Origin of the sequence: Mycobacterium sp. SMC-21 (genome assembly GCF_045310825.1) — a bacterium.
Classification (GTDB): Bacteria; Actinomycetota; Actinomycetes; order Mycobacteriales; family Mycobacteriaceae; genus Mycobacterium.
Map to the genome: position 1 here is coordinate 16,824 of NZ_JBJIAO010000056.1, position 10,267 is coordinate 27,090.

Annotated in this window: 9 protein-coding genes; 4 read left to right on the forward strand and 5 right to left on the reverse strand. The window is 66.9% G+C overall.

The features are described from left to right. Positions 1-2: 2 nt before the first annotated feature. Together ACJH6H_RS28175 and ACJH6H_RS28180 are read right to left on the reverse strand one after the other, a co-directional pair. Positions 3-692: a response regulator gene (locus ACJH6H_RS28175; RefSeq protein WP_406776261.1), complete on the reverse strand. Its 690-nt coding sequence runs from the start codon at positions 690-692 to the stop codon at positions 3-5. Next, on the reverse strand, positions 689-2,251 hold the full coding sequence (locus tag ACJH6H_RS28180) for an ATP-binding protein (RefSeq protein ID WP_212812806.1): 1,563 nt from the start codon (positions 2,249-2,251) through the stop codon (positions 689-691). Before ACJH6H_RS28180 ends, ACJH6H_RS28175 begins: the two co-directional genes overlap by 4 nt. 144 nt (positions 2,252-2,395) lie before the next feature. Between ACJH6H_RS28180 and ACJH6H_RS28185 the strand changes: the two genes are divergently transcribed. After that, positions 2,396-3,745, forward strand: a complete 1,350-nt coding sequence (locus tag ACJH6H_RS28185) for a cation:dicarboxylate symporter family transporter (RefSeq protein WP_212812784.1) — start codon at positions 2,396-2,398, stop codon at positions 3,743-3,745. Positions 3,746-4,282: 537 nt separating this feature from the next. Then, positions 4,283-5,254 (forward strand): YncE family protein, encoded by a 972-nt coding sequence (locus ACJH6H_RS28190; RefSeq protein ID WP_205848780.1) that lies wholly within the window; start codon positions 4,283-4,285, stop codon positions 5,252-5,254. A 56-nt stretch (positions 5,255-5,310) separates the two neighbouring features. Here ACJH6H_RS28190 and ACJH6H_RS28195 read toward each other — a convergent pair whose 3' ends face one another. After that, positions 5,311-5,628 carry a hypothetical protein gene (locus tag ACJH6H_RS28195; RefSeq protein ID WP_166427956.1) on the reverse strand — a complete coding sequence of 106 codons (318 nt, stop codon included), beginning with the start codon at positions 5,626-5,628 and terminating at the stop codon, positions 5,311-5,313. Between the two features lie 100 nt (positions 5,629-5,728). Between ACJH6H_RS28195 and ACJH6H_RS28200 the strand changes: the two genes are divergently transcribed. After that, entirely contained in the window at positions 5,729-7,357 is a 1,629-nt protein-coding gene (locus ACJH6H_RS28200; RefSeq protein ID WP_212812783.1) for a fatty acid--CoA ligase, read from the forward strand. Between the two features lie 10 nt (positions 7,358-7,367). Here ACJH6H_RS28200 and ACJH6H_RS28205 read toward each other — a convergent pair whose 3' ends face one another. Next, positions 7,368-8,198, reverse strand: coding sequence for an alpha/beta fold hydrolase (locus ACJH6H_RS28205; RefSeq protein WP_133425492.1), 831 nt, complete (start codon positions 8,196-8,198; stop codon positions 7,368-7,370). Positions 8,199-8,260: 62 nt separating this feature from the next. Here ACJH6H_RS28205 and ACJH6H_RS28210 point away from each other — a divergent pair, with 62 nt between their 5' ends. Beyond that, positions 8,261-8,866 (forward strand): TetR/AcrR family transcriptional regulator, encoded by a 606-nt coding sequence (locus ACJH6H_RS28210; RefSeq protein WP_212812781.1) that lies wholly within the window; start codon positions 8,261-8,263, stop codon positions 8,864-8,866. A 125-nt stretch (positions 8,867-8,991) separates the two neighbouring features. On the opposite strand, the gene ACJH6H_RS28215 is transcribed toward ACJH6H_RS28210, so the two are convergent. Continuing rightward, positions 8,992-10,185: a lipid-transfer protein gene (locus ACJH6H_RS28215; protein WP_212812779.1), complete on the reverse strand. Its 1,194-nt coding sequence runs from the start codon at positions 10,183-10,185 to the stop codon at positions 8,992-8,994. Between the last annotated feature and the right edge of the window lie 82 nt (positions 10,186-10,267).

A 10,267-nucleotide genomic window follows, 5' to 3' on the forward strand; every position in this document is an offset into this window, starting at 1 on the left:
AGTCAACGCCACAGGTAGCGGGTCTTGGGCCGGCCTGTGCCGCCGTATTCGCTTCGGCGCGTGACGGTTCCGTCGTCGGCCAGGCGCTCCAGATAGCGCCACGCGGTCACCCTGGCCACCCCGACCGCCTTGGCGGCCTCGTCGGCCGTCAGGCCGTCGGGACTGTCCCGAACGGCGCGGGCGATGTCGTCGTTGGTCAGTGTCGCCGCACCTTTCGGGGCCGCGGATTTGTCTGCGCCGGTGCGTAATTCGGCGAGGGCGCGGTCCACCTCGGCCTGACTGGCCGCGTCGACTCCGGCCGGGAGCGCTGTCCGGTACCGTGCGTAGCGCTCCAGCCGATCACGGAACGCCGCGAAGGTGAACGGCTTCAACAGATACGCCAACGCCCCGTGCGCGACGGCCGCGCGCACCATCTCCAGATCGCGCTCGGAGGTGATGGCGATGATGTCCGGAGCGGGCCGCAGCCCGGACAGCGCCGACGCCAGGCTGATGCCGCTGGCATCGGGCAGTCCGAGGTCCAGCAGGACCAGGTCGATGGGCGCGTCGGTCGTGGTCGCCCGCGTCGCGGCCTGGATGGCCTCGCGCGCGGTGTGGGCCACCGCCGCGACGGAAAAACCTTCCAGCCGTTCGACATACGTGCGGTGGGCTTCGGCGATCAGGGGATCGTCGTCGACGATCAGTACGGTGGTCACGCGACTGCCGCCGGGATCGTCACCGACACCACCGAACCGTAGCTGACATCGGACGACAGCGTGCCCCCGTGCCGCTTGACCACCTGCGCCACCAAGGCGAGCCCGAGTCCGTGCCCGGGCGCCGATTTCGTCGAATAGCCACGGCGCATGGCGTTTTCGAATGTCGCCGGGTCCATGCCGGTGCCGCTGTCGGCCACGCGCATCAGTAGGTCGGCGCCCGGCTCGCACCGCACCGTCACCTCGACCCACGGCTCGTCACGATCGCACGCGTCCATCGCGTTGTCGATCAGGTTGCCCAGCACCGTCACCATTTCCGGACCACTCAACGGTAGTTGTGAAGTGTCGGAAGGTAATTGCGAGTCCGCGGTGACGGTGAACTCGATACCGCGTTCGTGGGCCTGCGCGTTCTTGCCCAGCAGCAGTGCCACGAGGGCGGGTTCGCGGACCTCGCTCGACAGCCGGTCGACGAGTCGCTGGGACAGCTCCAGTTCGTCGGTGGCGAAGGTCACGGCGTCGGACGGGCGGCCCATCTCGACCATGGTGATCACCGTGTGCAGCTTGTTCGCCGCTTCGTGCGCCTGTGCCCGCAGCGAGTCGGTGAGGACCTTCAACGAGCTGAGTTCGCCCAGGGTGCTTTGCAATTCGGTGCGGTCCCGGATCGTCACGACTTCCGAACCCGAGGCGCCGGACACCGGTGACCGGCTGACCACCAGCACTCGGTCGTCGGTTACGTGGACCTCGTCGCGCACCCCGGGATCGGCCGCGCGCAGGAAGTCCGGCAGATCGGACCTCGACACCGCGCCCGGCGGCAGGGCGAGCAGCCGGCGCGCCTCGTCGTTGGCCAGCGCCACGCGCCCGTTCTCCAACACCAGCAGGCCTTCGGACACCGAATGCAGGACGGCGTCGTGGTGTTCGTACATCACCCGCAACTGGTCCGGCCGCAGCCCGTGGGTCTGACGGAGCAGCCGGCGCCGGATGAGCCACGCGCCGAGTAGCGAAAGGGCAAGGGCGGCAAGGCCGATCGCCACGATCATCGGGATCTGATGGCGCCACTGCGCGGTCAGCGTGGTCTCGGTGATGCCGGCGGCGACCAGACCGAGCACCTGCCCGGAGCTGTCCCGCACCGGGGTGATGGTGCGCACCGACCGGCCCAGGGTCCCGGTGTAGAACTCGGTGTGCGTCCGGCCTTTCAGGGCCTGCTCCATGGTGCCCAGGTAGTGGCCGCCGATCTGACGCGGGTCGGTGTGGGTGAACCGGGTCCCGTCGGGCGCCATGACGGTGATGAAGGCGATGCCGGTCTGGGCCCGAACGGTTTCGGTGACCGGCTGCAGGACTTCCGTGGCGTTGCCCGCCCGGATGGCGGCAGCCGTCGACGGCGCGTCGGCCAGTGCCGTGACGATGCCGGTGAGCAGCTGTTTGGCCGCGGCATCGTTGGTGCGGCGGGACTGCACCACGGCCAGGGCGCTACCGGCCGCCACCACCACGATGATGATCGCGATCTGCAGCGCGACGATCTGGCCGGCCAGGGACCAGCGCGGCGCGGCCGGCCAACTGCGCATCACTGCGTCCTTCTGTAATCCGCCTGCTCCCGCGTCCCCGCGTGAACTTCCGTGAACGAAATGAACATATGCGTGACGTGCCTCACGTTCTGGACAAACATCCTTGCAGAAGTTTTCGACAACGAGGCCGGAGGACTGCCCGACATGACTGATCAAGCGCCCCGTCGCGACCGCACCCATTGGCTGTACATCGCCGTGCTCGTCGCCGTCGTCGGCGGTGTGGCCGTCGGCCTGATCGCACCCGGGGTGGGCAAGGACATCGCGGTCCTCGGCACCCTGTTCGTCAACCTGATCAAGATGATGATCACCCCGGTCATCTTCTGCACGATCGTGCTGGGCATCGGGTCGGTGCGCAAAGCCGCGACGGTCGGCAAGATCGGCGGCCTCTCGCTCGGCTACTTCCTCGCCATGTCGACGGTGGCGCTGGCGATCGGCCTGGTCGTCGGCAACCTGCTGAGCCCGGGATCGGGCCTGCACCTGTCGGCACAGGCGACCGGTCAGGGCGCGAAACTGGCCCAGAAGGCGCACGAGGCCGGCGGTCTCATGGACTTCGTCTCGCACATCATCCCGGAGACCCTGCTGTCGGCACTGACCAGCGGAAACGTGTTGCAGGCCCTTTTCATCGCCCTGCTCGTCGGCTTCGCGGTCCAGGCCATGGGTACGGCCGGCGAACCCATCCTGCGGGGCGTCCAGCACCTGCAGAAGCTGGTGTTCCGCGTGCTGATCATGATCCTGTGGCTGGCGCCGATCGGCGCGTTCGGTGCCATGGCCGGCGTCGTGGGCCAGACCGGGTGGCGCGCCGTCACCCAGCTGCTGACCCTGATGCTCGGGTTCTACGTGACCTGCGTCGTCTTCGTCTTCGGTGTGCTCGGGGTGCTGCTGTGGTCGGTGACCCGGATGTCGATCTTCCGGCTGGTCCGCTACCTGGCCCGCGAGTACCTGCTGATCTTCTCGACCTCGTCGTCGGAGTCGGCGCTGCCTCGGCTGATCGCCAAGATGGAGCACCTGGGCGTGGATCGCAGCACCGTCGGCGTCGTGGTGCCGACCGGCTACTCGTTCAATCTCGACGGGACCGCGATCTACCTGACCATGGCGGCGCTGTTCATCGCCGACGCCATGGGGCGGCCGATGGCGATCGGGGAGCAGTTGGCGCTGCTGGCCTTCATGATCGTTGCCTCCAAGGGTGCTGCCGGCGTCACGGGCGCGGGTCTGGCGACGCTGGCGGGCGGCCTGCAGAGCCACCGGCCGGACCTGCTGGACGGTGTCGGGCTGATCGTCGGCATCGACCGGTTCATGTCGGAGGCGCGGGCCGTCACCAACTTCTCGGGTAACGCCGTCGCCACGGTGCTGATCGGATCGTGGACCGGGACACTCGACCGGGCAAAGGCCGCGGCCGTGTTGCACGGCGCCGATCCGTTCGACGAACTGACGATGCTCGACTCGAGTGTCGAGCACCCGTCCGGCAACGCGGGTGTGACCGCCCTCACATCATGAACAAAATGTGAATTCGTCGATAACAGCGAATCTCGAGGCCCGCTCAGGCGGGCCTCGACGCTGTTGCGATCTCGATGAACAGAAGTGGAACCTGGGTTCTATCGTGCGGGTGAGGCGGATGAGATTCTATGCGTTCGTGTCGCGGTGTGATGTTTCGCTCACTTTGCCAGGGAATGCCGGGAAACCCTGCTTGGAAACCCTCAGGAATGAGGCGGACCTATGTTTGCTCAATTTGAATTCAGGCGTTGTTTACGCAGGTCGGAGCATCGATCGCCATTGATAACAAGTGCATAACAATTCACAACATAAGTAACTCCTAAGAGCTTCTGATCAATTCGTGACGAGGCGTCGCTGAAGCCGTCCGGAATGTCGGTGGGGATCACTACACTTCTTGACAGCAGCGCTCATCCGGGCGCACCCGGACGGGCAATCGACTACCGGCGCGTTGCCGCGCTGGCGGAGGTACCGAAGATCGTGGCAAATAATAACGCTCGTGCAAAAGCGAAGCGGGCTGGCGCTCAGGCGCTGCGCGGAACCATGGACATCGCGCAGGTTGGCCGCGGCACCATCGCCGACATCGCCGAGAGCGCGGGGCAGTTGGTCGCTACCAGCTACGCCGACAACATGGTGTCGCTGATCGAGCCGCGCACCCGCAGCATCCGCGACATCGCCGTCGACGGTGAGCCGTTCGCGGTCGTCGCCACCGCTGACCGGGCGTACGTCGCCGTGTCCGGTGCCGAGTTCGACGGCGTCGCCGTCATCGACGTCGCCACCGGCGCCGAGCTGGCCGCCTACCCGCTGGCCTCGGGCGTGAGCGCCCTCGCCGTCAGCCCCGACGGCAAGCGCGTGTTCGCGGGCCGCGCCGGCGACACCTACATCGACGTCGCCGTCATCGACATCACCGCCGACCGCGTCGGCACCATCGAGATCGCCACCGGCGCCGCCATCAGCATCGACGCCCTCGCGGTCGACCACACCGGTCGCCGGCTGTACGTCGCCACCACCGACGAGATGGGCAGCCAGCTGGTCGTCGTCGACACCGAGACCGCGCGCATCCGGAACACCATCGTCATCGGTGCCCCGATCCGCAGCCTGGCGCTGGGCCCCGACAACACCGCCTACGTGCTGACCTCGGACCTGACCGCGCGCGGTGAGGTGCACGTAGTCGACCTGGCCGCCGGCCGCGTGACCGGTCGCTTCCCCGTCGGCGACGCCCCGACCCAGCTGGTGCTCGGCGCCGACGGCACCCGCGCTTACGTCGTCGACTACGATCGCGTCTCGGTGTTCTGCACCCAGACCAACGCGGTGGTCGACACCATCGCGGCCGATGTCCAGCCGTCCTGCGTCACCGTCAGCCGTGACGGCTCGCGCCTGTACGTGGCGGATGTCGTCGGTGACGTCACCGCGGTCGCCGTCGAGGCCCCCAAGCCGCTGCTCTACTCGCAGTTCATGGCGACCAAGTCCGTCACGATGAACGAGGTGCGCGCGCTGGAGCCCGCGACCGTCTAGTCAGTCCAAAGAAAACGCCCCCGCCGGCCGGCGGGGGCGTTTTGGCATCCGGGGACCTAGTGCGTACCCGTGCAGTCGAGCGACACCGAAATGGTCCGGCTGGTTTGTGGCAGCAGGATGGAATTGCTGTTGCGGCCCAGGCCGGGGCCGACCCACGGCACCAACTGCGTCGTCTGCTGCGGGTTGCGCACACTGGTCACCGTGCACTCGGACACCGGCGCCGTCCCGAGCTTGTCGATCGTCACCACATAGCCCTCGGATTGCAGCCGGTTGATCGTGTCTTGCGCCGATTCGGCCGCGGCCAATCCGGCCGGCGCCAGCATCGTGGCCACCCCGCCGACTGTCGCCGCGGCGAGCGTCCAATTCCTGCGCATGATTTTCTCCTGTCGTACCAACGCTAATCATCCTCCTACCTCGCAGGGTCGGCTAGCATCTCGACATCCCAGCGGCAGCAACCCAGAGGCGAAATTCACGATGCTCAGTACGATGCAGGACGCCCCGCTCACCATCGCCACGATCATGCGGCACGCGACTGGCCAGAATTATCGCCGAACCGTCACCACGGCGCTCGGCGGCGGCCAGTACCGCACCATGACCTATGGCGAAGTCGGCCGGCAATCCGCGCAGCTGGCCAATGCGCTGCGCGGGCTCGGCATCACCGGAGACCAGCGGGTGGCCACGTTCATGTGGAACAACGCCGAACACACGGTGGCCTACCTGGCCATTCCGTCCATGGGCGCGGTGCTGCACACCCTCAACATCCGGTTGTCCCCGGAGCAGATCGCCTACATCGCCAATGAGGCCGAGGACTCCGTCGTCATCGCGGATCTCTCGTTGACCGCACAATTGGCACCGGTGCTGCCGCAGATGAAGACGGTGCACACGGTGATCGCCATCGGCGCAGGAGATTTGGCGCCGCTGGAGGGCGCCGGCAAGACCGTGCTGCGGTACGACGAACTGCTGGCCGCCCAGCCCGACAACTTCGACTGGCCGGAGATCGATGAGCGGTCCGCGGCCGCGATGTGTTACACGAGCGGCACCACCGGAAATCCGAAAGGTGTTGTCTACAGCCACCGTTCGAGCTTCCTGCACGCCATGGCGACGTGCACCAGCAATGCGCTGGACGTCGGCAGCGAGGACGTGACGCTGCCTATCGTGCCGATGTTCCACGCCAACGCCTGGGGGCTGCCGTACGCCGCGCTGATGGCCGGTGCCGACCTGGTGATGCCGGACCGGTTCCTCGATGGCGCATCGCTGATCGACCTCATCGAGACGCATCGCCCGACCATCGCCGGCGCGGTTCCGACCATCTGGAACGACGTGATGAACTGCCTGGAAAAGAATCCGGGACACGACATTTCGTCGTTGCGGATCGTGGGCTGCGGCGGCTCGGCCGTGCCGTTGTCGATGATGCGCATCTTCCAGGAGCGGTACGGCGTCCACATCCGCCAGGCCTGGGGGATGACCGAAACCTCGCCGCTGGCCACGACCGCCAAGCCATTCCCGGGCGCGTCCGAGGATGAGTACTGGAAGAGTCGGGCGACCGCCGGGCGGGCGTTGTGCGGTGTCGAGATCCGGATCGTCGACGACGCCGGCGCCCCGCTGCCTCACGACGGGGAAGCGGTGGGGGAGATCGAGATTCGCGGACCGTGGATCACCGGCAGCTACTACCTGGGCTATGACTCGAGCAAGTTCGACAGCGGCTGGCTGCGCACGGGCGACGTCGGGCGCATCGACGACTGCGGGTTCGTCACCCTCACCGACCGGGCCAAGGACGTCATCAAGTCCGGTGGTGAATGGATTTCGTCGGTCGAGTTGGAGAACCACCTGATCGCGCACCCCGCGGTGCTGGAAGCCGCCGTCGTCGCGGTGCCCGACGAGCGCTGGCAGGAACGCCCGCTGGTCGCCGTCGTGCTGCACGAGGGCGCTTCGGCGACACCTGATGAACTTCGAGAGTTCCTGTCGGACAAGGTGGTTCGCTGGTGGCTGCCGGAGCGGTGGACGTTCGTCGACCAGGTGCCCCGCACCAGCGTCGGCAAGTACGACAAGAAGACCATCCGCGCCCGGTACGCCGACGGCGCCTACGACGTCGTCACCATCTAGTTCTCGCGAGCTAGGCGCGCACCGCGACGGTCGACATCAGGTCGGCGAGGCGGTCCGGGCGGTCGAGCATCGAGAATGTCTTTGCGCCGTCGATGATTTCGAGGCGGGCGTTCGGGATGATCTGCGCCAGCTTCTCGCCGTCGCCGATCTCGAACAACTCGTCGTCAGCCGACCAGGCGATGAGCGCCGGCTTGTCGAATTCGTGCAGCCGCGCTGCGACTCCGGTGGTGACCTCGGTGCGCAGGGAGCTGGTGAACACGCGGAGATCCTCGGCGACAGCCGGTTTGGACTGCGTGTTGTGTACCCACTCCCGGGTCAGGGCGTCGAAGTCCGCGTATGCCAGCCCGGCGTACGCGCGCCTGCGGACCAACGGGACCCGGAACACCTGCGAGCCCGCCCGGAACAGCGCCTTGGAACGCGACGCCAGGATCAGCGGCTCGAGGATCGGTGGCGGGAAGTGTTCGAACGCATCGCAACTCGTCAGCACCATGGCGCCGATGCGTTCCGGGTGGTGGACGGCGACCAGCTGCGTGACCACACCGCCGGTGTCGTTGCCGACGATGACGACGTCGTCGAGGTCCAATGCGGCCAGGGTGTCGGCGACGATGCGCGCGACGCCGTGGATGCTCCGGTCGGCGCCTGGGCGCAGCGCTTCGGGATGCGCGCCGAGCGGCCAGGTGGGGGCTATGCACCGCAGGCCGCGTTCGGCCAGGCGCGCGGCGACCCCGCGCCACAATTGGCCACCCATCATGTATCCGTGCACGAAGACGACGGGCCTGCCGTCCTTTGGCCCGAATTCCTCGAAATGGATGGTTCCGGCGTTAATCTCGATGATCGACATGGATGACTCCTAGCTCGATACTCATTTACAAACAGGCTGTCCGCAACTTACCAACAGGGTGTATGGAAAACAAGAGGCGTACTCAGGAGGAGCGCTCCGCGGCTACCCGCGAAGCGTTGATCGTTGCCGCGCGGCGACTGTGGGGCGAGCGTGGTTATGCCGAGGTGGGCACGCCGGAGATCGCGACGACCGCGGGCGTGACCCGGGGCGCGATGTATCACCAATTCGCCGACAAGGCAGCGCTTTTCCTCGCTGTGGTGGAGGTGGTGGAACAGGACGTGATGGCCCGGATGGGGGCGATGGTGGCGGCATCGGGGGCGACGTCACCGGCCGATGCCGTTCGCGCCGCGGTCGATGCCTGGCTGGAAGTCTCCGGCGACCCGGAGGTGCGCCAGCTGGTGTTGCTCGACGCCCCGAGTGTCCTGGGTTGGGCGGGCTTCCGGGACGTCGCCCAGCGCTACAGCCTGGGCATGACGGAGCAGCTGCTCAGCGAGGCCATGAAGGCCGGCCAGCTGGCCCGTCAGCCGGTGCGGGCGTTGGCGCATGTGCTGATCGGTGCCCTCGACGAGGCGGCCATGCTCATCGCCACCGCGGACGACCCGAAGAAGGCGCGCCGCGAGACCCGTCAGGTACTGCGCCGCCTCGTCGATGCCATGTTCGACGGCTAGCTGGCTCGGCGAGCAGACGTAAAACTGTCGTTTTCGAAGCGAAAACGACAGTTTTACGTCTGCTCGCAAGTTGGAGGTACCCCCGGCTCGGCAGAAGGGGTACCCCCAGCTCGCGGGGGAGGTGACTAGCGCTCGGCGCGCTGGTAGGCCGTCACGACGGCGGCGCCGCCGAGGCCGATGTTGTGCTGCAAGGCCGCGGTGACACCGTCGACCTGACGCTTGTCGGCGGTGCCGCGCAGCTGCCACGTCAGCTCGGAGCACTGGGCCAGGCCCGTCGCACCCAGCGGGTGACCCTTGGAGATCAGGCCGCCCGACGGGTTGACCACCCAGCGGCCGCCGTACGTGGTGTCGTTGTTGTCGATCAGGCGCGGCGCCTCACCCTCGCCGCAGAGGCCCAGGGCTTCGTACAACAGCAGCTCGTTGGCGGAGAAGCAGTCGTGCAGCTCGATGACCTGGAAGTCCTCGGGGCCCAGGCCCGCCTGGTCGTAAACCTTCTGGGCGGCTTGGACATTCATGTCGTAGCCGATGATGTTGGCGGCGCTGCCGTCGAACGTCGAGGCGAAGTCGGTGGTCATGGCCTGGCCGACGATCTCGACGGCCTGCGACGCCAGCCCGTGCTTGTCGACGAACGCCTCGCTGGCGAGAATCGCCGCGCCCGACCCGTCGGAGGTGGGCGAGCACTGCAGCTTGGTCAGCGGGTCGGAGATCATCTTGGCGGCCAGGATGTCGTCGAGCGTGTACTCGTCCTGGAACTGCGCATACGGGTTGTTGACCGAATGCTTGTGGTTCTTGTAGCCGATTTTTGCAAAATGTTCTGCAGTGCTTCCATATTTCTTCATGTGCTCACGGCCGGCCGCGCCGAACATCCACGGCGCCACGGGGAAGGCGAACTCGTCGATCTCGGCCAGGGCCTTGACGTGCCGCCCCAGCGGCGATTCGCGGTCCTGCGCACCTGCCTGAAGCGAACCCGGCTGCATCTTCTCGAAGCCCAGCGCGATGGTGCAGTCGGCGAGGCCGCCGCGGATCGCCTGTGCGGCAAGGTAAAGCGCCGTCGAACCCGTCGAACAGTTGTTGTTGACGTTGACGATCGGGATGCCTGTCATGCCCAGCTCGTACAGGGCGCGCTGGCCCGAGGTCGAGTCGCCGGAGCAGTAGCCGACGTAACCCTGCTCCACCTGGTCATACGAGATGCCGGCGTCGGCCAGGGCCTTGTTGCCGGACTCGTTGGCCATCTGCGGGTAGTCCCAGCCCTCGCGGCTGCCGGGCTTCTCGAATTTGGTCATGCCGACACCGACGACGAACACGCGATTCTTGGCCATGGGTTTCCTTAAGTTCGTAGTTGCAGTTACTTCGTATTGCTGAGCGTTACGTTGGGCTGTGACCCGGGTGGGTCGGGTATGG

Excerpts from the sequence above, each read along its gene's own strand:
- ACJH6H_RS28180 (WP_212812806.1), bottom strand. The coding sequence starts at position 2,251 with ATGCGCAGTTGGCCGGCCGCGCCGCGCTGGTCCCTGGCCGGCCAGATC.
- ACJH6H_RS28185 (WP_212812784.1), top strand. The coding sequence starts at position 2,396 with ATGACTGATCAAGCGCCCCGTCGCGACCGCACCCATTGGCTGTACATC.
- ACJH6H_RS28190 (WP_205848780.1), top strand. The coding sequence starts at position 4,283 with ATGGACATCGCGCAGGTTGGCCGCGGCACCATCGCCGACATCGCCGAG.
- ACJH6H_RS28195 (WP_166427956.1), bottom strand. The coding sequence starts at position 5,628 with ATGCGCAGGAATTGGACGCTCGCCGCGGCGACAGTCGGCGGGGTGGCC.
- ACJH6H_RS28200 (WP_212812783.1), top strand. The coding sequence starts at position 5,729 with ATGCTCAGTACGATGCAGGACGCCCCGCTCACCATCGCCACGATCATG.
- ACJH6H_RS28205 (WP_133425492.1), bottom strand. The coding sequence starts at position 8,198 with ATGTCGATCATCGAGATTAACGCCGGAACCATCCATTTCGAGGAATTC.
- ACJH6H_RS28210 (WP_212812781.1), top strand. The coding sequence starts at position 8,261 with ATGGAAAACAAGAGGCGTACTCAGGAGGAGCGCTCCGCGGCTACCCGC.
- ACJH6H_RS28215 (WP_212812779.1), bottom strand. The coding sequence starts at position 10,185 with ATGGCCAAGAATCGCGTGTTCGTCGTCGGTGTCGGCATGACCAAATTC.